Here is a 24,447-nt window from a genome sequence, read left to right on the forward strand (position 1 = left end):
CGCGCCGATGAGCCGCCCGGACCGCACGGACCGCCTCCGCCGCCGTTCTCCGGGCGGCTCATCGGCGCGGCGTAGACTGGCGAGTGAAGCGGATCACTATCCGGATGGATTAGTTGAACTTTCACCAATCATGGGCGTACTGTCGAGGACATCGCTTGAACCCCCTACGAGCGACCCCCTTTTGCAGTCCGGAAGGTACGCAGCATGTCTCTCGCCCTTGACGCCGCCGCTCAGGATCTCCTTTTCCGCGAGGCCCGCACCGCCAACACGTTCACCGACGAGCCGGTGACCGACGAGCAGGTCCAGGCGATCTACGACCTGGTGAAGTACGGCCCGACCGCCTTCAACCAGACCCCGCTGCGCATCACCCTGGTCCGCTCCCCCGAGGCCCGCGAGCGCCTGGTCAAGCACATGGCCGAGGGCAACCGACCCAAGACCGCCGCCGCCCCGCTCGTCGCGATCCTCTCGGCCGACAACGAGTTCCACGAGGAGCTCCCGGCCCTGCTTCCGCACTTCCCGCAGGCCAAGGACATGTTCTTCGCCGAGCGTCCGGTCCGCGAGCAGTCCGCCGTCCTGAACGCCGCCCTCCAGGCCGCGTACTTCATCGTGGGCGTCCGCGCCGCCGGCCTGGCCGCCGGCCCGATGACCGGCCTGGACTTCGCCGGCGTCCAGAAGGAGTTCCTGGACGACGACCACACCCCGCTGATGGTCGTCAACATCGGCAAGCCGGGCGAGGACGCCTGGTTCCCCCGCTCCCCGCGCCTCTCCTTCGACGAGGTCGTCACCACCGTCTGAGTCCCCTGACGCGGCGACGACACGGAAAGGCCCCGCACTCCACGAGTGCGGGGCCTTCTTCGCGTTCTCTCCGGCTCAGACCTTCTTCGACCGGAGCGAGCCCGCCATCTCGGTGAGCCGCTCGAACGACGCCGTGCCGGTCACCACCGTCGTCGCCCCGCCGTCCACCCGGACGAGCGCGTCGTACTTCGGGCCCTCCCAGCGCTGCCAGACCCGGCCCGCCACCGTCTCGGTCTTCCCGGTGTTCTTCGCCCGCTGGGTGACGTCCGGGACGAAGGACTTCGGCGCCGCCGTCGACTGGTGGATCGCCACGTACTGGGTGTCCGGCGAGAGGAAACCGAGCTGCCAGGCGTTGGCGTTCTCGCGCTTGTACGAGACGACCGTCGCCTTCCAGCCCTCGCCGAGGCCCTCGGGGGCCAGCACCGGATACGGTGCCGCCCGCTGAGCCGTCAGGAGCTCGACCCGGTAGTCCTTCGCCTTGACCGGTTCGGCGCTCTCATCATGCGGAATGAAGAGATACATCACTCCCGCGGCGACCAAGATCACCCCGAGGGACTGGAACATCCCGCGTACCGTCTGCCTGCCTCGCATACCTGCCACGCGCACCATGGTCGCATCAAGGGTCCGTGCTCATACGTGGGCCCCTCTGCTCATTTTGTCGACGTACCGATAGAGTCACAGCACCCTCCCTTAACCGGCCGTCGCCGTACAGAAAGGTGCGTTCCGATGACCGAGCAGCAGAATCTGCCGCCCGAGCTCGTGGTTTCCCCCGAGGCTCCCGACCGCAACCTCGCCCTTGAGCTGGTCCGCGTCACCGAGGCCGCCGCCATGGCCGCCGGCCGCTGGGTCGGCCGCGGCGACAAGATCGGCGCGGACGGCGCGGCGGTCAACGCCATGCGCACCCTGATCTCCACCGTCTCGATGAACGGCGTGGTCGTCATCGGCGAGGGCGAGAAGGACGAAGCGCCCATGCTCTTCAACGGCGAGCGGGTCGGCGACGGCACCGGAGCCGAGGTCGACATCGCCGTCGACCCGATCGACGGCACCACGCTGAACGCCAAGGGCATGCCGAACGCGATCGCCGTCCTGGCCGCCGCCGACCGCGGCACCATGTTCGACCCGTCCGCGGTCTTCTACATGGACAAGCTGGTCACCGGCCCCGAGGCCGCCGACTTCGTCGACATCAACGCCCCCGTCTCGGTCAACATCCGCCGGGTCGCCAAGGCGAAGAACTCCTCCCCCGAGGACATCACGGTCGTCATCCTGGACCGCCCCCGTCACGAGGGCATCGTCAAGGAGATCCGCGAGACCGGCGCCCGTATCAAGTTCATCTCGGACGGCGACGTCGCCGGTTCGATCATGGCCGTCCGGGAGGGCACCGGCGTCGACATGCTCATGGGCGTCGGCGGCACCCCCGAGGGCATCATCTCCGCCTGCGCCATCAAGTGCCTCGGCGGCGTGATCCAGGGCAAGCTGTGGCCGAAGGACGAGGCCGAGCGCCAGAAGGCCCTCGACGCCGGACACGACCTGGACCGGGTGCTCTCCACGAACGACCTGGTCGGCGGCGACAACGTGTTCTTCGTCGCGACCGGCATCACCGACGGCGAGCTGCTCCGCGGGGTGCGCTACCGCGCCGAGACGGCGACCACGCAGTCGCTCGTCATGCGCTCGAAGTCCGGCACGATCCGGCAGATCGACTCCACGCACCGGCTCTCGAAGCTGCGCGCGTACAGCAAGATCGACTTCGACCGCGCGAAGTAGTCGCGAAGTCGCGCCATAGTCGCGAAGGCCGAAGAGGCATCGCCGCCTCACCACGAAGCGGTACGAAGAGGGGCGCCCCCATGTGCGGTGGGGGCGCCCCTTCCCGTACGGAACGACGACGGTGGCCGCGCTCGCGTCAGCCCCGAAGGCTGTGCGTCTCCGTCAGCCGGCCTGGGCGATGCGGTCGGTCGCGGCCGCCTTCCGCAGCTCCACCTCGCGCCGCCGGCGGCGGGCCAGGGCGACACGGCGCTCCGCCGCGGTGAGCCCGCCCCACACGCCGTACGGCTCGGGCTGCAGCAGCGCGTGCTCCCGGCACTCGACCATCACGGGACAGCGGCCGCAGACCCGCTTGGCCGCCGCCTCACGCGCGAGCCGCGCGGCGGTCGGCTCCTTGGAGGGGGCGAAGAACAGTCCGGCCTCGTCCCGTCGGCACACCGCCTCCGCGTGCCAAGGGCCGGCCTCGTCCTCCCGTGCAGGGGCGCGCTGAGGGGGCACGGCGGCGACCTGGAGGGGCTGATGCGGCAGTTGCAGCACGGTCTACTCCTGACGACGGCTTCGCGAGGGCGGCGATGCACCAGCCCTACCCGCTGTGCGCGCGCCTATGCACTGCGTGCCGCGTCGTTCCGCACTGCGGATACCCGAGGGCGAATTCCGGTCACCCCCGGGCCGCCGGTCGGAGCGGCGTGTCGGAGCCGACCGTCGGACCGGCCTTCGTGGCACCGTGCCCCTCGCGTCACACCGCTTCGCGCGTCGCCGTGTCAGTGGCCGAGATGCTTGCGCATCCTGTCCTGGAGGTCGGTGATCCACTTGCCGCGCTTGGGTCTCGCCTCGACGTTCCCGAAGACCGAGTAGCCGTTGATGACGACGACCGGGGCCTGCGGGTCGACCCCCTCCAGGGTCACGACCTCGAAGTTGCCGAAGATCCCGCTGCCGTTGCCCCGCAGGCTGATGTTCTCCGGGACCCGGACCTCCACGTTGCCGAAGATCGACGTGGCGTTGATGGTGGTCAGACGCTGCGCGAAGATCGCCTCGGTCAGGTCGATCTCGATGTTCCCGAAGAGCGCGAACGCGTTCGTCCGGCGGCTCACCCGCCACCGCCCCTTGCGGGTGGTGCTGGAGAAGACCGCGACGAGATTGGCCGGGGGCCCGTCGGCGTCCTCCGGGCCGTACCCGTAGTCCGGCGAGGGCTCCTGGCGCGTCCGGGCGCCCGGCAGGTCGCGGACGATCGGCTCCAGCTCGCCGACGGTCTTCGCCCGGTACACCGAGTCGATCCGGTCCGAGTGCTCCTCGGCGTCGATCCGCCCCTCGGCCAGGGCGTCCCTGAGGATGTCCGCGATCCGGTCCCGGTCCGCGTCCGAGGCCCGCAACGAGCCCTGCGGGTCGGCGAAGACGGTCTCCGCGGGGGCGGGCTCGGCGGGTGCGGCCTGCCGCTGCGGCTCCGGCTGCTTTTCGGGTTCGGGCTTCTTTTCGAGGTCCACGTCGCCAGCCTAGCGAAACGCGATAGATCGCGACCAGAGGGCGGGGCCGTGGCCTGTGGACAACGTCTCGAACCGGGGGCGGAAACGACGGGTTGGAGCCACGGCCCGCCCGGGGCCGACCGCGCCGCCCGGCTCGACCGCGCCGCCGAGGTCGACCACGCCGCCGGGCTCGACCGCGCCCCGAGCGACCGACCCCCGCCACCGGCCACCCCGCGAGACCGACCGACCCCGCGGAAACACGCCACTCCGGCACCGTCACGGTCCCAAGTGAGCCTTACCTCACAGGACCGCGCCCCGGCCCGCGTTCTACGCTGGAGGGCGCACTGCCAACGGAGGCGGTGCGCCGTCTTGCCGAGTGAGGAATGGCCCCCATGCCAGAGTTTGCGTACTCCGATCTGCTCCCCCTGGGAGAGGACACCACGCCCTACCGCCTGGTGACCTCCGAAGGTGTCTCCACCTTCGAGGCCGACGGCCGTACGTTCCTCAAGGTCGAGCCGGAGGCGCTGCGCACCCTGGCCGCCGAGGCGATCCACGACATCCAGCACTTCCTGCGCCCGGCCCACCTGGCCCAGCTGCGCCGGATCATCGACGACCCCGAGGCCTCGTCGAACGACAAGTTCGTCGCGCTGGACCTCCTCAAGAACGCGAACATCGCCGCCGCCGGTGTCCTGCCCATGTGCCAGGACACGGGCACCGCGATCGTCATGGGCAAGCGCGGCCAGAACGTGCTGACCTCCGGCCGTGACGAGGAGGCCCTGTCCAAGGGCATCTACGACGCCTACACCAAGCTCAACCTGCGGTACTCGCAGATGGCCCCGGTCACCATGTGGGAGGAGAAGAACACCGGCTCGAACCTGCCCGCGCAGATCGAGCTGTACGCGACCGACGGCGGCGCGTACAAGTTCCTCTTCATGGCCAAGGGCGGCGGCTCCGCCAACAAGTCCTTCCTCTACCAGGAGACGAAGGCCGTCCTCAACGAGGCGAGCATGATGAAGTTCCTGGAGGAGAAGATCCGCTCGCTCGGCACGGCCGCCTGCCCGCCGTACCACCTGGCGATCGTCGTCGGCGGCACGTCGGCCGAGTTCGCGCTGAAGACCGCGAAGTACGCCTCCGCGCACTACCTGGACGAGCTGCCCACCGAGGGCTCGGCCGAGACCGGCCACGGCTTCCGCGACAAGGAGCTGGAGGAGAAGGTCTTCGAGCTGACGCAGAAGATCGGCATCGGCGCGCAGTTCGGCGGCAAGTACTTCTGCCACGACGTCCGCGTCGTCCGCCTCCCCCGCCACGGCGCCTCGCTGCCCGTCGCGATCGCCGTCTCCTGCTCGGCCGACCGTCAGGCCGTCGCGAAGATCACCGCCGAGGGCGTCTTCCTGGAGCAGCTGGAGACGGACCCGGCGCGCTTCCTGCCGGACACCACGGACGAGCACCTCTCCGAGGAGAGCGACGTCGTCACCATCGACCTGAACCAGCCGATGGACGACATCCTCGCCGAGCTGACCAAGCACCCGGTCAAGACCCGCCTCTCCCTCAACGGCCCGCTGGTCGTGGCGCGCGACATCGCGCACGCCAAGATCAAGGAGCGCCTGGACGCGGGCGAGGAGATGCCGCAGTACCTGAAGGACCACCCGGTCTACTACGCGGGCCCGGCGAAGACCCCCGAGGGCTACGCCTCCGGTTCCTTCGGCCCGACGACGGCCGGCCGGATGGACTCGTACGTGGAGCAGTTCCAGGCGGCGGGCGGCTCGAAGGTCATGCTGGCCAAGGGCAACCGCTCGCAGCAGGTCACGAACGCCTGCGGCAGCCACGGCGGCTTCTACCTCGGCTCGATCGGCGGCCCGGCGGCGCGGCTCGCGCAGGACTGCATCAAGAAGGTCGAGGTCGTCGAGTACGAGGAGCTCGGCATGGAGGCGGTCTGGAAGATCGAGGTCGAGGACTTCCCGGCGTTCGTCGTGGTGGACGACAAGGGCAACGACTTCTTCCAGAATCCGGCCCCGGAGCCGACGTTCACGCACATCCCGGTGCGGGGTCCCGGTCTCGGCTGATCACCCGGCGCTCGGCGTCCGCCCCTCGGTCCGTCCGGACCGGGGGGCTTCGTCGTCCGCTCAGAAAGTCGCTACCGACCGGTAGCCATCTCGTTGCCTACTGTCCAGTATTGAGCGCGAGCATGCCAAAGTCCTGAGCTGGTCGACCAAGGAGCCCCCCATGCCCGTCACGCCCTTCCGCAGGCGCGCCGCCGCCGGAACCACCGCCACGCTCGCGCTGACCGCCTTCCTCGTCGTCGGCCCCGCGCCCACCGCCTCCGCCTCCGACCCGGACAGCCACAGCACGTCGACGGCCGCCTTCAAGGACGTCGACTACACGACCTGGCGCCGTGACGTGGCCGCCGTGGTCGCGCAGGCCCGCCCGTACATCGAGGAGCGGTCCAGGAACGCCGGCGACGAGAAGCAGGCGATCGTCCTCGACATCGACAACAGTTCGCTGGAGACGGACTTCCACCCCTTCTGGGAGCTGCCGACCCCGGCCATCCCCGAGGTGCGCACCCTCGTCCGCGAGGCCCACGACCGCGGGGTCGACATCTTCTTCGTCACCGCCCGCCCGGGAATCATCCACTCGCTCACGGACTGGAACCTGAAGCAGGCCGGCTACCCGGTCGACGGGCTGTACGTGCGCTCGCTCCCCGACCTGTTCGCCGAGGTCAGCGCGTACAAGACGGAGTCCCGCGCCAAGATCGAGGGCAAGGGGTACACGATCATCGCGAACATCGGCAACAACACCACCGACCTGGTCGGCGGTCACGCCGAGCGCACGTTCAAGCTCCCGGACTACGGCGGCAAGCTGTCCTGAACCCCGCGGTGGGCCGGGCCCGGACCCCGTCCGGGCGGCTCACCCGGTGAGGTGGAACTCCAGCCGTGAGAAGTCCCCGTCCGGGGTCGAGCGGATGGTGCCGCGCGCGTCCTTGAAGTCACCCGTCCCTCCGGTGACGGCGATGTCGAACGCGGCCTGTTCCTCGGCGTCGGGGTCGACCGACAACAGGGTCTGGCCCATGATCTGCCCGCCGGGTCCGCCGTTCAGCACGAAAGTTCCCACGCACAGGAGGTCGTTGGGGTTGCCGGTGCGGACCACGGTGCAGCTCACGCCGTCCCGGCCGACGTTGTCGCCGCCCTTGGACCTGAAGAGGTCGTCGGCGAAGGCGAAGGAGGTTCCGAGCTCGGGCGGCGGCCCGGTCGTGTCGTCGCCCTGACCGGTCGGGACCTCCTTGGCGTAGAGCGTGAACTCGAACCCTTCGGCGGCTGATGCCGGGACGGCGGCGACGGCCGAGAAGGCAGCCGTGGCCACCGCGGTGACCCCGAGCACGCCGATCCTCCTGAAGCTACGGAACATGTCCTGCCTCCTGCGGGGAGTCCCCCCGGGGATCTTCGGACCTGCTTCACATTGTGCGACGCCGACCCCCGGTACGCCCGTCCGGGGGACGTCCGGCCCGCCACTACGCTGACGCGCATGAGACACCCGATACGGACCCTGACCCCGGTCGCCGCCACGCTGGCGGCGGGGCTGCTGCTCGCCGGCTGCGGCGACGCGGAGCCCCTGCCCGAGGTCACGCAGGGCGCACGGCCCACGGCGCCGCCCCTGACGGAGACGCCCGCGGCCGCCACGAAAGCGCCCGCCGCCGCGTCCCGGCCGTCCGTCGGCGGTCCGGGGACGGCCTGCGTGCTGCCCGTCTCCTTCGGGGTGGCGGAGAAGTGGACGCCGAAGGCGATCGAGGACCCCGAGAACCCGGAGTTCGCGGCGCTCACCCGGCAGGGACCGGCCACCGTTCGCTGCGAGGTCGACGCCAAGCCGGCCGGGCACGTGGGCTTCCTGCGGGTGTGGACGGCGGGGAAGGGCTCGGCCAGGACGGCCCTCGAAGGGTTCGTGAAGGCCGAGCAGAACACCTCCGACGTCACCTACAAGGAGAGCGGGTCCGGCGCGGGCCCCGTCACCGAGGTGACGTACACCGTCTTCGACAAGCTGACGGAGGAGTCGAAGGAGGAGCGCGCCTTCGCCGTCTCGACGCCGGAGGGGACGGTGATCGTGCACCTCGGCGGGCTCGACACCGCGGAGCACCGGGCGATGATCCCGGCCTACGAGCTGGCCAGGACCACGCTCAAGGCACTCTGAGCCCCGGCCCGCGCGCGTCTCCTCACCCGCACCCGCACCGAGCACGGTCGCGGCCCCGGGCCCCGGCCCCGGCCCCGAGCACGGTCGTGGCCCCCGTCCGAGCACGGACGGGGGCCACGGTCGTGCGGCGACGGACGCCGGTTACGCGAACTTCTGGTTCGCCGAGCCGTCGCAGGTCTGGAGCCTGATCGGCTGCCTCGCCGCGCTCTGGGTGAGGCAGAGACCGGTCGCGTCGGCCGGGCGGATCGTGGCGCCGTCGCGGACGAACCTCTGGTTGGCGCCGCCGTGACAGTTCCACAGGACGATCGCCCTGCCCGCCTGGTAGCCGGACGCGGGGACGTCCAGGCAGCGGTCCTGGGTGAGCTGGGTGTGGACGGTGCGACGGGTGGAGTCGTACCACCAGCCCTGGTTTCGGCCGCCGTGGCAGTCCCAGCCGAGGACGGCGGTGCCGTTGGACGTGGTGGCCGCGTCGACGTCCAGACAGTTGCCGGTCGCCTGGTTCTTCAGCGGCTTGTAGGCGTCGTCCCAGGCGAGCGGGAAGAGGGTCGGCGTGCCCGAGGAGTTCACGTCCGCACAACTGGCCTCACGCGCACCCGAGTTGTAGATCTGGGTGAGGCAGGACGCGAAGGCGGCGTGTCCGCGCGCGTTGGGGTGGAAGGACTGCCGTACGGAGTTCTCGTCCGGGGTCCCGGGCTTGGAGAGGTCGATGTAGAGACCGCGGGCCCAGGCGTCCTCCATGCAGACCTCGTGGCCGTGGAAGAGCCGCGAGTTGTCGAGATAGACGGCTCCGGTGGAGGCGGCCGCCGCGCGCATTCCGCGCTCGAAGGCGGGGACGGCGGTGTTGCGGCCCCAGACGGTGTCGGAGTCGTAGCCGAGACCGCCGCAGATCAGCTTCCCGGGGAAGTCGGGGTTGTCGCGGAAGTCGGGGCCGATCGGGCTGGGGTAGCCCATGACGACGAGCTTGTAGTCGCCGTCGGCGTAACCGGCGTCGCGCATCACGGTCTTGAGGTCGCGGACGGTCTGCTCGACCTTGGGGACGAGCGCGTCGACACGGGCCTGCCAACCGCCCGCGTACTTGGGCTCGCAGGCTCCCTGGAGAAGCAGATAGCGCTGGACGCAGTCGGTCATGACGGGCCCGAACTGCAGGTCGTCGTTGGCGCCGGCGACGAGCGTGATCATCTTGATCCGGGTGTTGCGCGCCTTGACGGCCAGGTTGTCGCTCTGGACGAGCTCGTCGGCGTACTGCTTCGAGCCGCCGATCCGGATGTTGCCGGTGTACGCGCCGGAGCAGGACACGTTGAACGTGAGGTCCGCGGGGATTCCGGTGCGGTGGATGGCGGCGTCGGGCGAGCGGTGGCACCAGTTGGTGGGACCGTTGGTGGGGGGCTCGTAGGTGCCGACCCCCTCGCCGGAGATCTCGCTGTCGCCGAGCGAGATCAGGCCGGTCCTGCGCTGGGCGAGCGGGCGCTCCTCGGGGCTGCCGTAGATCTTGGTGGCCTCGGCGGCGCGGATCGCCTCAAGGGCGGGCGGGAGCGGCACGGCGGCGGTCACCGCCGCGGTGCCGGTGACGCCCGTGCCGGCCGCTCCGGCGGGAGCGGCCGCGGTCATCGTGCCGAGCGCGGCGGCGGCCGCGGCGACGACGGCGATGGGCCAGCGGTGCCTGTACCTGGTGCGCGTCATTGCGCCTCCTGGAAGTGGGGTTACCCACGGTTTTTACTGGCCGGTACGCCCGATGGGAATACATCGAACAAGACAAGTGCTCATCTTTTATAGGAGGTTGAGGAACATGAACGACACAGACCAGGCCGACGGTTACCGGATCGAGCACGACTCCATGGGTGAGGTGCGGGTCCCCGCACACGCCAAGTGGCGGGCCCAGACCCAGCGGGCCGTGGAGAACTTCCCGGTCTCCGGGCAGCGCCTGGAGCGCGCCCACATCGAGGCCCTCGCCCGGATCAAGGCCGCCGCCGCCCAGGTCAACGCGGAGCTCGGCGTCATCGACCGGGACCGCGCCGAGGCCATCGTCTCGGCGGCGGCCGAGGTCGTCGAGGGGCGCTGGGACGAGCACTTCCCGGTGGACGTCTTCCAGACCGGCTCCGGCACCTCGTCCAACATGAACACCAACGAGGTGATCGCCACCCTCGCCACCGAGCGGCTCCCCGAGGGCCGCGAGGTCCACCCCAACGACCATGTGAACGCCTCGCAGTCCTCCAACGACGTCTTCCCGTCCTCGATCCACATCGCGGCCACCGGCGCCGTCACCCGCGACCTGATCCCCGCCCTCGACCACCTGGCCGCTTCCCTTGAGCGAAAATCGGCCGAATTCGCGTCGGTGGTGAAGTCCGGCCGTACGCACCTCATGGACGCCACCCCGGTCACCCTCGGCCAGGAGTTCGGCGGCTACGCGGCACAGGTCAGGTACGGCGTCGAGCGGCTGCGCTCCGCGCTCCCCCGGCTCGCCGAACTCCCCCTCGGCGGTACGGCGGTGGGCACCGGCATCAACACCCCGGCCGGCTTCTCCGCGGCCGTCATCACGGAGGTCGCCCGCGCGACCGGCCTGCCGCTGACCGAGGCCCGTGACCACTTCGAGGCGCAGGGCGCCCGGGACGCCCTGGTGGAGACGTCCGGGCAGCTCCGTACCGTCGCGGTCTCCCTCACCAAGATCGCCAACGATCTGCGCTGGATGGCCAGCGGACCCCGCACGGGCCTGGCCGAGATCAACCTCCCCGACCTCCAGCCCGGCTCGTCGATCATGCCCGGCAAGGTGAACCCGGTGATCCCCGAGGCGGTCCTCATGGTCGCCGCGCAGGTGACCGGAAACGACACCACGGTGGCGGTGGCCGGCGCGGCCGGGAACTTCGAGCTCAACGTGATGCTGCCGGTGATGGCCAAGAACCTCCTGGAGTCCGTACGGCTCCTGGCCAACGCGTCCCGGCTGCTCGCCGACCGCACGGTCGACGGGATCACGGCCAACGTGGAGCGGGCCCGCGAGTACGCCGAGTCCTCGCCGTCCGTGGTCACCCCGCTGAACAAGTACATCGGCTACGAGGAGGCCGCCAAGGTCGCGAAGAAGTCGCTGGCCGAGCGGAAGACCATCCGCGAGGTGGTGCTGGAGTCCGGGTACGTGGAGCGCGGCGACCTGACGGTGGAGCAGCTGGACGAGGCCCTGGACGTGCTGCGGATGACGCGCCCGTGACGGACGTGCCCGTATGACTCATCCGTGATCCATGCCGCTGCGGTCGTGGGAGCGCGCCCCTAAGATCTGCGCATGACAGGATCGGTCGGCTCTCAGCATTGGGCGCCGGGGGAGCACATCCTCTGGCGCTACCGCGGCAACGGCACCGGAGACGTGCACATCTGCCGGCCGGTGACGGTCGTCCAGGACACACCGGACCTCCTCGCGGTCTGGATGGCGCCCGGCACGGAATGCGTCCGCCCGGTGCTCGCCGACGGCACACCCGTGCACGAGGAGCCCCTGGCCACCCGCTACACCGCGCCGCGCACCACGGAACGCGCGCGGTGGTCCGGCAGCGGCGTCCTGAAGCTGGCGGCGCCCGGCGAGCCGTGGTCGGTGTGGCTGTTCTGGGAGCGCGGCTGGCGCTTCCGCAGCTGGTACGTGAACCTGGAGGAGCCTCGGGCCCGCTGGTCCGGCGGCTTCGACTCCGAGGACCACTTCCTCGACATCTCCGTCTACCCCGACCGCAGCTGGCTGTGGCGGGACGAGGACGAGTTCGCGCAGGCGCAGCGGTCCGGCCTGATGGGGCCGGAACAGGCCGCACGCGTGCGTGCCGCCGGGCAGCTGGCGGTGGACCGCATCAAGGCGTGGGGGGCGCCGTTCTCGGACGGCTGGGAGAACTGGCGGCCCGATCCGGCATGGCGGGTTCCGGAGCTGCCGGCCGACTGGGACCGCACTCCGGCGCACACGGCACCGTGAGACCCTTGATGCGCCCCCGGGGTTCAAACGTAGGATCGTCCTCCGCACGGCAGAGGCGGACCGAACGGCACGTCAGACCGACCGAGCAGCACGTCAACGACCGAACGCAGCGCAGGACCTGACCAGAAGTCATCCACGAGGGGGAGAGCAGTGCCGGACGTCTGCCCGGGTGTTCCGACCCCCACTGGTGCCGCCGCTCGCGGAGCCTTCACATCCACCGCACACAAGGGGTTTAGCCCCGCCGAAGGCGCGGCATCGGCGAGAAGAGCGAGTGCATCGCACCACCGGCCCGGACGGACGGAATCCCACGCGTGACGGAGCATCCCACCTCCCACGAAGGCCGGCAGCCCCTGGCTGCCCGGTCGCAGGAACGCGCGCGCCCTCGCCAGGAGGCAGCGGCCGGCCTGCCCTCCGACGTGCCCGCACAGCCGGGCGGGCCGGCGGGCCCGGCGGCCGTCGCCTCCCCGGGCGCGGACACGCCCACGCCCCCGCCGTCCACGGCCCCCGGCGGCCCCGGGGCCATGGCCGTCGCCGTGTCGGCGCAGCTCCAGGGCGGCGGCCGCGGCGGGGACACCGCCGCGCGGCGCGAGGGCGAGAAGCTCCGGTTCGTCGGGGCTGCGACGCGGCGCATCGCACGCGGCATCGACCTGGACGAGATCGTGCTCGGGCTGTGCCGGGCGACGGTGCCGACCTTCTCCGACGAGATCCTGGTCTACCTCCGCGACCCGCTGCCGGTGGGCGACGAGCGGCCGGTCGCGCCGTTCGTGTTGCGGCTGCGCCGCACGGACCGGCTCCGGTTAAGCGATCTGGAGGGCGAGGAGCTCGTCCTCGTACCCGATCCGGATCCGACCCCCGCGGCCGAACTCTGCGAGGTGCGGTCCGGTGGGGCGCTGGCCGAGGTCCTGCGCGGGGTGCGGCCGGTGTTCGGCGACTCCGCCGCCGCCAAGACCGCGCTGACCGAACTCCTCGGTTCCGAGCATCCGCTGCCCGGCGGGCTGCGGGCCGTCCTCGCGCCGCTGCGCGGCCGGCGCCGGGTGATCGGCGCCGCCGTCTTCCTGCGTCGCCCCGAGCGGGCCGGCTTCGAGCCGAACGACCTGCTCGTCGCGGCGCAGCTGGCCACGCACACCGCGCTCGGCATCGACAAGGCCGTGCTGTACGGCCGTGAGGCGTACATCGCGGACGAGCTCCAGCGGACGATGCTGCCGGACTCGCTGCCGCAGCCGACCGGCGTCAAGCTGGCCTCGCGCTATCTGCCGGCGGCGGAGACGGCCCGGGTGGGCGGCGACTGGTACGACGCGATCCCGCTGCCCGGCAGCCGGGTCGCGCTGGTCGTCGGTGACGTCATGGGCCACTCGATGACCTCGGCGGCGATCATGGGCCAGCTGCGCACGACCGCGCAGACCCTGGCCGGGCTCGACCTGCCGCCGCAGGAGGTCCTGCACCACCTGGACGAGCAGGCGCAGCGGCTCGGCGAGAACCGGATGGCGACCTGTATGTACGCGGTGTACGACCCGGTCTCGCACCGGATCACCGTGGCCAACGCCGGCCATCCGCCGCCGATACTCCTCCACCTGGGCGGCCGCGCCGAGGTGCTGCGGGTGCCCCCGGGCGCCCCGATCGGCGTGGGCGGCGTGGACTTCGAGGCGGTCGAGCTGGACGCCCCTGCCGGTGCCACGCTGCTGCTCTACACGGACGGTCTGGTCGAGTCCCGGCTGCGGGACGTGTGGACCGGCATCGAGCAGCTGCGGGAGCGGCTCGCGGCGACGGCACAGCTGACCGGGCCGGACCACTCGCCGCCGCTGGAGGCGCTCTGCGACGACGTGCTGGACATGCTGGGTCCCGGTGACCGGGACGACGACATCGCGCTGCTCGCGGCGCGGTTCGACGGCATCGCGCCGAGCGACGTGGCGTACTGGTTCCTGGAGCCGGAGGACGCGGCCCCGGGGCGGGCCCGGCGGCTCGCCCGGCGGGCGCTCGCCCGCTGGGACCTGGAGGAGCTGACGGACTCGGTCGAGCTGTTGATCAGCGAGGTCGTGACCAACGCCGTGCGGTACGCGGAGCGGCCGGTGACGCTGCGGCTGCTGCGGACGGACGTGCTGCGCTGCGAGGTCGGCGACGACTCGCCGCAGCTGCCCCGGCAGCGGCGGGCGCGCGACACCGACGAGGGCGGGCGCGGCCTGTTCCTGGTGAACCGGCTGGCACGGCGGTGGGGGGCGACGAGGCTTTCGGGCGGCAAGGTGGTCTGGTTCGAGCTGGCGACGCCGAGTCACTCGTAGCCGGGCGAGCCGTAGCCCAGCGAACCGCAGCCGGGTCACTCGTGGCCGGTCGGTCGTGGCCGGGTCACTCGTGGCCGGGTCGGTCGTGGACGCGACACTGTCGTGGACGCTGCGAGAAGGGCCGGACCCCCCGTGGGGGTCCGGCCCTTTCTGTCGCTACCGCGGCGTCCGCCCGCCACCGCCCTGGCTGGCGTTCGGGTCCGGCGGCTCGATCGACGGCGGCGGTGGCGGCTCATCGGTGACCGGCGGGTCGGTCGTGGGCTCCGGCGGCGTGGTGGCCGGGTCGCGCGTCGGCTCCGGCGGCGTGGTTGCCGTCGAGGTCGGCGGGGGCGTCGGGCCCGGGGACCGCGTGGTCGGCTCCTGCGTCGGCTCCTCGGTCGTCGGCTCCTCCGTCGGCTCGGTGCTGCCGGTGGGCGTCGGGTCCGGGTCGACGGTGGCCGAGCCGTCGGTCTCCAGGTCGAAGGAGGCGTCGGAGCCTCCGTCGAGGGCGCCGGTGGTGTAGTCGCCCCAGATCTGGGCCGGCGTACGGCCACCGTTGGCGCGGCCCCGGTTGATGGTGTCGGTGAGGGTGACCTGGTTGCCCTTGGCGTCCTCGCCGAAGAGGGCGACGGCGGTGACGAGTTCGGGGGTGTAGCCCACGAACCAGGCGGAGCGGTTGTTCTCGGAGGTGCCGGTCTTGCCCGCGGCCTCGTAGTTTCCGGCGGCGCGGGTGCCGGAGCCGTTCTGCACGACGCCCATCATGGCCCGGGTGACGGTGTCGGCGGCCTCGCGGCTGATGACCTGCCCGCCGATCCCCTTGGCGGGGGAGAGCGTGCGGTCCTTGTGCACGGCACCCTTCACGAGGGTCGGGGTGACCTTCTTGCCGTGGTTGTCGAGCGTCGCGTAGACGCCGGCCATGTCCATCGTGGAGGCGCCCATGGTGCCGAGGGACATGGCGGGGGTCGTGCCGAAGTCCGCGCCGTCCTTCATGCCGAGGGCGAGGGCGGTCTCCTTGGTCCTGGCGGGGCCGACGTCCACGATCATCTGCGCGTAGACGGAGTTGATGGAGCTGTTGGTGGCCTTCTGGACGGTGACGGGGCCGTAGTCGTCGTCGTCCTCGTTCTCCGGCGCGAAGGGGATGTCGCTGCCGACGACCTTGCGCTTGCTGGTGCCGTCGTAGATCGTGCCGAGGCCGATCTCCCGCCCGTCCTGGGTGACCGACCGGTTCTCGAGCGCGGAGGCGAGGACGATCGGCTTGAACGTGGAGGCGGGCTGGTAGTCGCGGCGGGTCGCGTTGGACGTCCAGTGCTCGGTGGCGCCGACGCCGCCGTACATCGCGACGACCTCGCCGGTCTTCGGGTCGACGGAGGTGGCGCCGGCCTGGACGGTGGCGTCCTTCTTGTCGCCCTTGCGGTCGAGCTTGGCCTCCAGCTGCCGGTCGACGGCCTTGACGAGGTCCTTCTGCCGCTTCTCGTCGATGGAGAGGGTGATCGTCCAGCCGCCGGCCTTGATGTCCTCCTCGCTGACGCCCTGGCGCATCAGCTCCTGGTTGGCGGCCTCGACGATATAGCCGGTCTGGCCCTCCATGCCGGGCAGGGGCTTGGGCTTCTGCGGGACGGGGAACTTCATGGCGGCGCGCTCGGACTCGGGGAGCCAGCCCTCGCCGACCATGTTGTCGAGGACGTAGTTCCACCGCTCCTCGACGAGCTTGCGGCCGGTGGCGCTCGCGGAGGTCCAGTCGTACTGGTTGGGCGCCTGGAGCAGCGAGGCGAGGTAGGCACCCTGGGCGGTGGTGAGCTGGGTGGCGTCGACGCCGTAGTACGAGCGGGCGGCGGCCTGAATGCCGTAGGCGCTGCGGCCGTAGTAGCTGGTGTTCATGTACCCGGCGAGGATCTCGCTCTTGCTCGACTGCCGGTCGACCTTGATGGCGATGACCATTTCCTTGAGCTTGCGCGTCGCGGTCTGGTCCTGGCTCAGGTAGTAGTTCTTGACGTACTGCTGGGTGATGGTCGAACCACCCTGCTTGCCCTTGCCGGTGATGGTGGACCAGGCGGCGCGGGTGGTGCCCTTGATGTCGACGCCGTTGTCCTTGTAGAAGGTCTTGTTCTCCGCGGCGACGAACGCCTTCTGGACCTTCAGGGGGATCTTGTCGAGGCCGACGATCTCGCGGTTGATCTTGCCGGTACGGGCGAGGACCTTGCCGTCGGCGTACTTGTAGATGTTGCTCTGCATCGTCGCCTCGGCGTTGGCCGTCGGCACCGGGACCAGGAGGTAGACGACGTACAGGGCGCCCATGGCGAGCAGGCAGGCCACGAAGAAGGTGCCCAGGAGCTTCTTCCAGGAGAAGAAGCGGCGCAGGCCGCGTTTCTTCGCCTTGCTCTTGTCCGGTCGGCCCATGTGTCCTGTCGCTCCGCTCGTCGTGTGTCCCGGCGTGCCTCGGCCCGTGTCCCCGCGCCGGATCGGCTCAGCTAGTCAGCTAACACCGACGATGCAGACAAAGGACAACCGATCACGCCTTTTCCGGACGTGAGAATCAGCACCCATACCCAGAGGAACCGACGCCCGGGCGGGGCCGATGGTTGCGTGAGGGAGTAGTTCCGCTTTGTGACCGGGCCTCCCCCGCACACGCCCGGGTCGCTATACACCGCAGGTATACACCCCGTGTACAGTGGCCGCCATGTCCATCGGTCACACCCTCCTGGGGCTCCTGGAGTCCGGCCCGCGCCACGGTTACGACCTCAAGCGCGCCTTCGACGAGAAGTTCGGCCACGACCGGCCGCTGCACTACGGCCAGGTCTACTCGACCATGTCCCGGCTCCTGAAAAACGGCCTCGTCGTCGTCGACGGCATCGAGGCGGGCGGCGGCCCGGAGCGGAAGCGGTACGCCATCACCGAGGCGGGCATCACCGATGTCGCCCAGTGGCTCACCACCCCCGAGAAGCCCGAGCCGTACCTCCAGTCGACGCTCTACACCAAGGTCGTCCTGGCCCTGCTCACCGGGCGCGGCGCCGCCGAGCTCCTCGACACCCAGCGCGCCGAGCACCTGCGCCTGATGCGCGAACTCACCCGCCGCAAGAAGGACGGTGACCTCGCCGACCAGCTCATCTGCGACCACGCCCTCTTCCACCTGGAAGCGGACCTGCGCTGGCTGGAACTGACCGCCGCCCGCCTCGACCGCCTCGCCGAGGAGATCCGCCGATGAGCCCCACCCCGCTCCTGACCGCCACCGGCCTCGACAAGGCCTACGGCCCGACCACGGCCCTCGCCCGTGCCTCCTTCTCTCTCCGGGCCGGCGAGGTCGTCGCCATCATGGGCCCCTCCGGCTCCGGCAAGTCGACCCTGCTGCACTGCCTGGCCGGGATCGTGCGCCCCGACGCGGGCACGATCACCTACGACGGACGCGAACTGACCGCGCTGTCCGACACCGCGCGCAGCGCCCTGCGCCGTACCGACTTCGGCTTCGTCTTCCAGTTCGGCCAGCTCGTCCCCGAGCTGACCTGCGTCGAGAACGTGGCCCTCCCCCTCCGCCTCAACGGCGAGAGGCGGAAGGCCGCCGAGGCCCGGGCCGCCGAGTGGATGGCCCGTCTGGAGGTCGACGACACCGCGCACAAGCGCCCCGGCGAGATATCCGGCGGCCAGGGCCAGCGCGTCGCCGTCGCCCGCGCCCTCGTCACCGCCCCGCGGGTGATCTTCGCCGACGAGCCGACCGGCGCACTCGACTCCCTCAACGGCGAGCGGGTCATGCAGCTGCTCACCGACGCCTCCCGGGACACCGGCGCCGCCGTCGTCCTCGTCACCCACGAGGCCCGCGTAGCCGCCTACTCGGACCGCGAGATCGTCGTGCGCGACGGAGCCGTACGCGACGCGGAGTGGGTGGCATGACGCTCCGCACCTGGACCCGCGACCTGGCGCTCGGCGCCCGGTTCGCGGTCACCGGAGGCCGGTCGGGCCTCCTGCGCACCCTGCTGACCGCGACCGGGGTCGGATTCGGCGTGGCCCTGCTGCTGCTCGCCTCCTCCCTGCCGAACATGCTCTTCCAGCGGGAGGTGCGCGAGTCCGTCCGCGCCGTGGACGGCAGCGAGCAGGTCACCGCGCCCCGGGCCGACTCCTTCCTCCACCTCGGCAGGACCACCGGCTACCGGGACGACGTCATCAGCGGTCTGCTGCTCACCCCGGAGGGCGACAGCCCGGCGGTCCCGCCGGGCGCGGCGGCGTTCCCCGCGCGCGGCGAGATGCTGGTCTCCCCCGCGCTCCGGGATCTGCTCGACTCCCCCGACGGCGCCCTCCTCAGGGAGCGCCTCCCCTACAAGGTCGCCGGGACGATCGGGCCGGAGGGCCTCATCGGCCCCGCCGACCTGCGCTACGTCGCCCACGTCGGCTTCCTCACCACCGAGAACTTCGACGGGCGCGGCGTGCGCTACGGCTGGTCGGTGCCGGAGGAACCGATGAACGCGTTCCTGATCCTCCTCGTCGTCGTCGCCTGCGTCGTCCTGCTCCTGCCCGTGCTCGTCTTCATCGCCACCGCCGTCCGCTTCGGCGGCGAACAGCGCGACCGACGGCTCGCGGCGCTCCGCCTCGTCGGCGCCGACACCGCCATGACCCGGCGGATCGCGGCCGGCGAGTCCCTCGCGGGCGCGCTGCTCGGACTTCTCGTGGGACTCGGACTCTTCGCGGTGGCCCGGCAGTTCGCCGGGACGTTCACCATCTGGGACGTCAACGCCTACCCGTCCGACGTCGTGCCGATGCCCGCACTCGCCGCACTCGCCCTCCTCGCCGTCCCGGTCTCCTCGGTCGTGGTCACCCTCTTCGCGCTGCGCGGTGTGGTGATCGAGCCGCTCGGGGTCGTCCGGACCTCCACGCCCCGCCGCCGGCGGCTGTGGTGGCGCCTGCTGCTCCTCGCGGCCGGGGTGGCCCTGCTCGTCCCGCTCATGGGCGAGGTCCAGGTGACCGAGACGAGCATCGACACCGTGGGCGTGGTGACCGGCACCACCCTCGCCCTGATCGGTCTGACCACGCTGCTGCCGTGGCTCGTCGAGGCCGTGGTGAAGCGGCTGCACGCCGGCCCGGTGGCCTGGCAGCTCGCCGTCCGCCGGCTCCAGCTGAGCAGCGGCACGGCGGCCCGCGCGGTCAGCGGCATCGTCGTCGCGGCGACGGGCGCGATCGCGCTCCAGATGCTCTTCCAGGCGATGGAGAACGACTTCACCGAGGTCACGGGCCAGGACGTGTCCCGCGCCCAGATCGCCGTCGGTGTCGACGCCGGGACCACCGACGAGGCCCGCGCGGTGATCGCCCGCTTCGAACGGACCAAGGGCGTCACCGGCGTCACCGGCGTCATCGAATCGCATGTGTGGCGTCCCGGCCCCCTGAAGGGGGGCGAGGACTTCGCCCCGCAGATCTCGCTCAGGGTCGGCGACTGCGCCTCCCTCTCGGAGTTCGCCACGCTGCCCTCCTGCACGGACGGCGACGCGTTCGTCTTCCTCGCTCACGGCGCGCAGGGCAACCCGGACGACTCCTTCGTCACCAGGGCGGCACGGCCCGGCGCCACGGTCGCCCTGCGCGACCCGCATCCGCACCCGAGCGAGCCGAAGCGCGCCGAGGGCGGCCCGCTGCCGCAGTGGCGCATCCCGGCCACCGCCCGGGTCGTGGACTCCCGCCCCGACCCGACCGGCATGTACCAGTACGGCGTCCTCGCCACTCCGGCGGCGATCGGCGCCGCCCGGCTCGACGATCCCGACGCGCAGGCCATGGTCCGGCTCGACCCGGCCGTGCCGGACGCCGCCGACCTCGTACGGAACACGGCGGAGGCCATCTCTCCGACGTCCTGGGTCCGCACGCTCGCGGACACCGAGCGGGACGCCGCGTTCAGCAGCGTCCGCACCGGCATCCTGGTCGGCTCCACGCTGACCATGCTGCTGGTGGCGGCCTCGCTCCTGGTCACGACCCTGGAACAGCTCAGGGACCGCAAGCGGCTGCTCTCCTCGCTGGTCGCCTTCGGCACCCGGCGCTCCACCCTGAGCTGGTCGGTGCTGTGGCAGACGGCGGTGCCGATCGTCCTCGGTCTGGTCCTCGCCGTCGCGGGCGGGAGCGGTCTCGGGGTCGTCCTGCTGAAGATGGGCGGGCAACAGGTCCAGGACTGGTGGGTCTTCCTGCCCGTCGTCGGGATCGGCCTCGGCCTGATCGCGGCCGTGACGCTGCTGAGCATGCCCGTCCTCTGGCGCCTGATGAGGGCGGACGGGCTGCGCACGGAGTAACCCTCCGGGCGGATGTACGAGGTGACGGGCGGCGGTTCCTGNNNCAGGAACCGCCGCCCGTCACCCGTTCACCCGCCGCCCGTACCGGCGGATCCCGGAAGCCGGCGCCCCTGCTCCGTACCGGCGGATCCCGGAAGCCGACGCCCCCGCCCCGTACCGGCGGATCCCGGGGACCGTCGCCCGCCGCCCCTACCGGCGGGCCTCAGGAGGCCCCGTCGAGCACCCGCACCGGAAGGCCCCGCATCGCGCCCCGCAACTCCGCCGCCAGTTCCTCGAACTCGGCGTGCCGGGCCGCGCCCGTCCGCATCGCGAGGGCGATCCGCCGGGCGGGGGCCGGTTCGGTGAACAGCCCGGTCCACAGGGCGTTGTTCCGGGCGGTCTCGACCGTGACGGCGGTACGCGGCAGCAGGGTCACCCCGAGACCGCCGGCCACCAGCTGCACCAGGGTGGAGAGCCCCGCCGCGGTGGTGGTGACCTCGGCGCCGTCCGTGCGTCCGGCCTCGCGGCAGATGTCGAGGGCCTGGTCGCGCAGGCAGTGTCCCTCGTCGAGGAGGAGCAGCCGCAGCTCCTTGAGGGCCTCGCGCGGGATGTCGTCCCGGCCGGCCAGCGGATGCCCCTGCGGGGTGACCAGGACGAAGTCCTCGTCGAAGAGCGGCAGTTCGGTGACTCCGGGCACACCGAGCGGCACGGCGAGCAGCAGGAGGTCGAGCCGCCCGGCGGCGAGTCCGTCCAGGAGGGAGGAGGTCTGCTCCTCGTGGACCTGGAGGTCGAGGTCCGGGTAGCGCCGGTGGACGAGCCGCAGCACCGTCGGCAGCAGATACGGCGCGACCGTCGGGATCACCCCGAGCCGCAGCACCCCGGTGAACGGGGCCTGGGCCGCCTCCGCCTCCTCCGTCAGCTCCGACACCGCGTCGAGGACCGCCCGGGCACGGACCGCGAGCCGCTCCCCCGCGGGCGAGAGCAGCACCTTTCTCGTCGTACGCTCGAGGAGCTGGACACCGAGCGCCTCTTCGAGTGCCGACACCGCGCCCGAGAGCGCGGGCTGGCTCATGCCGATGGCGGCCGCCGCGTCGCGGAAGTGGAGATGTTCGGCCACCGCCGCGAAGGCTCTGAGCTGGGACAGGCTGGGCTGTTTCACACGTCGTGCCGGGATCACTGATAACCACCTTCGATCAACACGACCCACTCTAGCTATTTCACTGATCAATGCACTCCGTGCCATGCTGTGAGCCGTCCAACCCCCACGGAAGACCCCAAAAGGGACCCTTCCCGTTCGCAAGGAGAGCGCGTGCTCACTGTCGGTGACAAGTTCCCCACCTACGACCTGACCGCCTGCGTGTCGCTGGAGAGCGGCAAGGAGTTCGAGCAGATCGACCACAAGGCCTACGAGGGCAAGTGGCGCGTGGTGTTCTTCTGGCCGAAGGACTTCACCTTCGTCTGCCCCACCGAGATCGCCGCGTTCGGCAAGCTGAACGACGAGTTCGCGGACCGCGACGCCCAGATCCTCGGCGTCTCCGGCGACTCCGAGTTCGTGCACCACGCCTGGCGCAAGGACCACGCCGACCTGCGTGACCTGCCCTTCCCGATGCTCGCCGACTCCAAGCACGAGCTCATGAGCGACTGCGGCGTGCGCGGCGAGGACGGCTTCGCCCAGCGTGCCGTCTTCATCGTGGACCCGAACAACGAGATCCAGTTCACCATGGTGACCGCCGGCTCCGTCGGCCGTAACCCCAAGGAGGTCCTGCGGGTCCTCGACGCCCTGCAGACCGACGAGCTGTGCCCCTGCAACTGGAACAAGGGCGAGGGCACCCTCGACGCCGCCGCGCTCCTGTCGGGCGAGTGATCTGACATGGCTCTCGACGAACTGAAGTCCGCCATACCGGACTTCGCCAAGGACCTGAAGCTGAACCTCGGTTCGGTCATCGGCAACAGCGAGCTGCCCCAGCAGCAGCTCTGGGGCACCGTCCTCGCCTGCGCGATCGCCTCGCGCTCGCCGAGGGTCCTCAAGGAGCTGGAGCCCGAGGCCCAGGCCAACCTGAAGCCCGAGGCGTACCAGGCGGCCAAGTCCGCCGCCGCGATCATGGCGATGAACAACGTCTTCTACCGGACCCGGCACCTGCTGTCGGACCCCGAGTACGGGACGATGCGCGCCGGTCTGCGGATGAACGTCATCGGCAACCCGGGCGTCGAGAAGGTCGACTTCGAGCTGTGGTCGCTGGCGGTGTCCGCGATCAACGGCTGCGGCCAGTGCCTCGACTCGCACGAGCAGGTCCTGCGCCAGGCCGGTGTCGACCGCGCCACCATCCAGGAGGCCGTCAAGATCGCCGCGGTGATCCAGGCGGTCGGCGTCACCCTCGACGCGGAAGCGGTCCTCGCCGAATAGGGCGCCACACCGTTCGACGAAGGGCCCCGGGGTGTCGACCCCGGGGCCCTTCCGTCATTTCTTGAGCGCCCTCATGAGGGCGAGCGTGTCCTGGATCATCGGCACGTCGATCCCGGACAGGTCGACCGGCGGCACCTCGATCAGCTTGCCGTCCACCTCGTAGCCGCCCTGGGTGTAGACCTGGAGCTCGAACTCGGCCTGACCGTCGAGGACCAGGAGCCTGCCGCCCTGACCGCTCGCGTCGTCGAAGAAGGCCTGCTCGCCGACCCCGTCGACCTTCTGCAGGACGCCGTACCGCTGCGCCCGCGCCGCGAACTCCGGCCCCGGGTCGGTCACCTTGTGGAGGGTGTACGTGACCGAGACACCCGGCCCGGTCTCCGCCGAGCCGAAGGTGATCTGGCACGACGACTCGCTGACCGCCGGTTCGTCCAGGAAGGGACCGGAACCGGCGTCGGTCCGCTTGCCGAGGGCACCGGCGAGCCCCTTGAGCCCCGCCACCTCGCAGAGCTCCTCCACCGGCTTGTACCTGCCCAGATCGGGCCCCGTGTCCTTCTGCTGACCGTACGCGTAGAGCCCGCCGCCCCACACCGCCGACGCCAGCACCGCGCCGCCGAGCGCCCACAGCCAGGGGCGCCGCGCTCGGGGCGGACGGGGCGGCGGGGTCTCGGTGAGCACCTCGGGGTCGTCGAACTCCACCGCGCCCACGAACTCGGGTTCCGATATCACTTGCCGTCCCCCGTGGCGGCGAGCGAGCCCGGTGCCGGCGTCGGGGCCACCTCGAAGGCGGTCGCCCCGCGAGGTTCCGGCGTGCTGCGCAGCGCCTGCTCCGTGCTGTACGCGCGAAGGTACCCGACCACCGTGTTGACGACGGCGACCAGGGGGACCGCGACCACGGCGCCGCCGATGCCGGCGGTCAGGCCGCCGGCCGCGACCGCGAGGACGACGGCCAGCGGGTGGACCCGTACCGCGCGTCCGAGGATGAAGGGCTGGAGCACATGGCCCTCGATCTGCTGCACGGCGAGGACGACGACCAGCACCATGAGCGCGGTGAACGGTCCGTTGGTGACGAGGGCGACGACGACCGCGAGGGCGCCGGAGACGACGGCTCCGACCAGCGGGATGAAGGCGAAGAGGAAGATGAAGACGGCGAGCGGTACGGCCATCGGCACGTCGAGGAACCAGAGTCCGAGGCCGATGAAGACCGCGTCGATGAGGGCGACGAGCACCGTGCCCCGCACATAGGCGGTGAGGGTGCGCCAGGCGCGCGGGCCCGCGCCGGCGACGCCGGGCCGGGCCTGGGCCGGGACCAGTTTGAGCGTCCACTCCCAGACCTTCTTCCCGTCGTACAGCAGGAAGAGCGTCGAGAACATGGCGAGCAGGATGCCGGTCATCGCCTCGACGAAGACGGCGACGCCCTGAAGTCCGGCGGAGG

The 24,447-nt window shown here is 71.2% G+C and carries 22 protein-coding genes; 13 read left to right on the forward strand and 9 right to left on the reverse strand.

All coding sequences use genetic code 11. The features are described from left to right. The first annotated feature begins 204 nt into the window (after positions 1-204). The gene (locus AOK00_RS19855) at positions 205-795 is read left to right on the forward strand and encodes a malonic semialdehyde reductase (RefSeq protein WP_030320592.1); all 591 of its coding nucleotides are present in this window, start codon (positions 205-207) and stop codon (positions 793-795) included. Between the two features lie 75 nt (positions 796-870). On the opposite strand, the gene AOK00_RS19860 is transcribed toward AOK00_RS19855, so the two are convergent. Next, a complete protein-coding gene (locus AOK00_RS19860) occupies positions 871-1,404 on the reverse strand; it encodes a DUF4245 domain-containing protein (RefSeq protein ID WP_173861599.1) in 534 nt (177 codons plus the stop codon). A 117-nt stretch (positions 1,405-1,521) separates the two neighbouring features. Between AOK00_RS19860 and glpX the strand changes: the two genes are divergently transcribed. Continuing rightward, positions 1,522-2,556 carry a class II fructose-bisphosphatase gene (gene glpX, locus AOK00_RS19865; RefSeq protein WP_030320583.1) on the forward strand — a complete coding sequence of 345 codons (1,035 nt, stop codon included), beginning with the start codon at positions 1,522-1,524 and terminating at the stop codon, positions 2,554-2,556. Between the two features lie 162 nt (positions 2,557-2,718). Here the strand turns inward: glpX and AOK00_RS19870 are convergent, their stop codons facing one another. After that, positions 2,719-3,090 (reverse strand): WhiB family transcriptional regulator, encoded by a 372-nt coding sequence (locus AOK00_RS19870; protein WP_030320581.1) that lies wholly within the window; start codon positions 3,088-3,090, stop codon positions 2,719-2,721. A 224-nt stretch (positions 3,091-3,314) separates the two neighbouring features. Next, positions 3,315-4,034, reverse strand: coding sequence for a DUF1707 SHOCT-like domain-containing protein (locus tag AOK00_RS19875; protein WP_055601647.1), 720 nt, complete (start codon positions 4,032-4,034; stop codon positions 3,315-3,317). Between the two features lie 371 nt (positions 4,035-4,405). Between AOK00_RS19875 and AOK00_RS19880 the strand changes: the two genes are divergently transcribed. Together AOK00_RS19880 and AOK00_RS19885 are read left to right on the forward strand one after the other, a co-directional pair. Further along, positions 4,406-6,076 carry a fumarate hydratase gene (locus tag AOK00_RS19880; protein ID WP_055601648.1) on the forward strand — a complete coding sequence of 557 codons (1,671 nt, stop codon included), beginning with the start codon at positions 4,406-4,408 and terminating at the stop codon, positions 6,074-6,076. A gap of 160 nt (positions 6,077-6,236) precedes the next feature. After that, entirely contained in the window at positions 6,237-6,878 is a 642-nt protein-coding gene (locus AOK00_RS19885; protein ID WP_055601649.1) for an HAD family acid phosphatase, read from the forward strand. 39 nt (positions 6,879-6,917) lie between these two features. On the opposite strand, the gene AOK00_RS19890 is transcribed toward AOK00_RS19885, so the two are convergent. Next, on the reverse strand, positions 6,918-7,415 hold the full coding sequence (locus AOK00_RS19890; protein WP_055601650.1) for a hypothetical protein: 498 nt from the start codon (positions 7,413-7,415) through the stop codon (positions 6,918-6,920). A gap of 117 nt (positions 7,416-7,532) precedes the next feature. Between AOK00_RS19890 and AOK00_RS19895 the strand changes: the two genes are divergently transcribed. Next, positions 7,533-8,192: a lipoprotein gene (locus tag AOK00_RS19895; protein WP_055601651.1), complete on the forward strand. Its 660-nt coding sequence runs from the start codon at positions 7,533-7,535 to the stop codon at positions 8,190-8,192. 141 nt (positions 8,193-8,333) lie between these two features. Here the strand turns inward: AOK00_RS19895 and AOK00_RS19900 are convergent, their stop codons facing one another. Beyond that, positions 8,334-9,872: a ricin-type beta-trefoil lectin domain protein gene (locus AOK00_RS19900; RefSeq protein WP_055601652.1), complete on the reverse strand. Its 1,539-nt coding sequence runs from the start codon at positions 9,870-9,872 to the stop codon at positions 8,334-8,336. Between the two features lie 106 nt (positions 9,873-9,978). On the opposite strand from AOK00_RS19900, the gene AOK00_RS19905 reads away from it, so the two are divergent. The 3 genes from AOK00_RS19905 to AOK00_RS19915 all read left to right on the forward strand — a co-directional run bounded on the left by AOK00_RS19905 (position 9,979) and on the right by AOK00_RS19915 (position 14,402). Then, positions 9,979-11,388: a class II fumarate hydratase gene (locus tag AOK00_RS19905; protein WP_055601653.1), complete on the forward strand. Its 1,410-nt coding sequence runs from the start codon at positions 9,979-9,981 to the stop codon at positions 11,386-11,388. 72 nt (positions 11,389-11,460) lie between these two features. After that, positions 11,461-12,126: a cytidylyl-2-hydroxypropylphosphonate hydrolase gene (fomD, locus tag AOK00_RS19910; RefSeq protein WP_055601654.1), complete on the forward strand. Its 666-nt coding sequence runs from the start codon at positions 11,461-11,463 to the stop codon at positions 12,124-12,126. A gap of 311 nt (positions 12,127-12,437) precedes the next feature. Further along, positions 12,438-14,402, forward strand: coding sequence for an ATP-binding SpoIIE family protein phosphatase (locus AOK00_RS19915; RefSeq protein WP_055601655.1), 1,965 nt, complete (start codon positions 12,438-12,440; stop codon positions 14,400-14,402). A gap of 156 nt (positions 14,403-14,558) precedes the next feature. Here the strand turns inward: AOK00_RS19915 and AOK00_RS19920 are convergent, their stop codons facing one another. Then, positions 14,559-16,778 carry a transglycosylase domain-containing protein gene (locus AOK00_RS19920; RefSeq protein ID WP_055601656.1) on the reverse strand — a complete coding sequence of 740 codons (2,220 nt, stop codon included), beginning with the start codon at positions 16,776-16,778 and terminating at the stop codon, positions 14,559-14,561. Between the two features lie 280 nt (positions 16,779-17,058). Between AOK00_RS19920 and AOK00_RS19925 the strand changes: the two genes are divergently transcribed. Genes AOK00_RS19925 through AOK00_RS19935 form a run of 3 tightly spaced genes read left to right on the forward strand, consistent with a single transcriptional unit; the run spans position 17,059 to position 20,632 of the window. Next, the gene (locus AOK00_RS19925) at positions 17,059-17,583 is read left to right on the forward strand and encodes a PadR family transcriptional regulator (protein ID WP_017239865.1); all 525 of its coding nucleotides are present in this window, start codon (positions 17,059-17,061) and stop codon (positions 17,581-17,583) included. Continuing rightward, positions 17,580-18,263 (forward strand): ABC transporter ATP-binding protein, encoded by a 684-nt coding sequence (locus tag AOK00_RS19930; protein ID WP_055601657.1) that lies wholly within the window; start codon positions 17,580-17,582, stop codon positions 18,261-18,263. The genes AOK00_RS19925 and AOK00_RS19930 overlap by 4 nt, the downstream gene beginning before the upstream one ends. Then, a complete protein-coding gene (locus AOK00_RS19935; RefSeq protein WP_055601658.1) occupies positions 18,260-20,632 on the forward strand; it encodes an FtsX-like permease family protein in 2,373 nt (790 codons plus the stop codon). Before AOK00_RS19930 ends, AOK00_RS19935 begins: the two co-directional genes overlap by 4 nt. 202 nt (positions 20,633-20,834) lie before the next feature. Here the strand turns inward: AOK00_RS19935 and AOK00_RS19940 are convergent, their stop codons facing one another. After that, a complete protein-coding gene (locus AOK00_RS19940) occupies positions 20,835-21,788 on the reverse strand; it encodes a LysR substrate-binding domain-containing protein (protein ID WP_079042088.1) in 954 nt (317 codons plus the stop codon). Positions 21,789-21,920: 132 nt separating this feature from the next. Here AOK00_RS19940 and AOK00_RS19945 point away from each other — a divergent pair, with 132 nt between their 5' ends. Together AOK00_RS19945 and AOK00_RS19950 are read left to right on the forward strand one after the other, a co-directional pair. After that, a complete protein-coding gene (locus AOK00_RS19945; protein WP_024758658.1) occupies positions 21,921-22,475 on the forward strand; it encodes a peroxiredoxin in 555 nt (184 codons plus the stop codon). Positions 22,476-22,481: 6 nt separating this feature from the next. Further along, positions 22,482-23,015, forward strand: a complete 534-nt coding sequence (locus AOK00_RS19950) for an alkyl hydroperoxide reductase (RefSeq protein WP_055601659.1) — start codon at positions 22,482-22,484, stop codon at positions 23,013-23,015. A 54-nt stretch (positions 23,016-23,069) separates the two neighbouring features. On the opposite strand, the gene AOK00_RS19955 is transcribed toward AOK00_RS19950, so the two are convergent. Together AOK00_RS19955 and AOK00_RS19960 are read right to left on the reverse strand one after the other, a co-directional pair. After that, positions 23,070-23,741 carry a hypothetical protein gene (locus AOK00_RS19955; protein WP_055601660.1) on the reverse strand — a complete coding sequence of 224 codons (672 nt, stop codon included), beginning with the start codon at positions 23,739-23,741 and terminating at the stop codon, positions 23,070-23,072. Continuing rightward, a partial coding sequence (locus AOK00_RS19960; RefSeq protein ID WP_159041806.1) for an AI-2E family transporter occupies positions 23,738-24,447 on the reverse strand: 710 nt, incomplete at its 5' end. The genes AOK00_RS19960 and AOK00_RS19955, both read right to left, overlap by 4 nt.

Source organism: Streptomyces aureus, assembly GCF_001418135.1.
GTDB classification, from domain to species: Bacteria; Actinomycetota; Actinomycetes; order Streptomycetales; family Streptomycetaceae; genus Streptomyces; species Streptomyces aureus_A.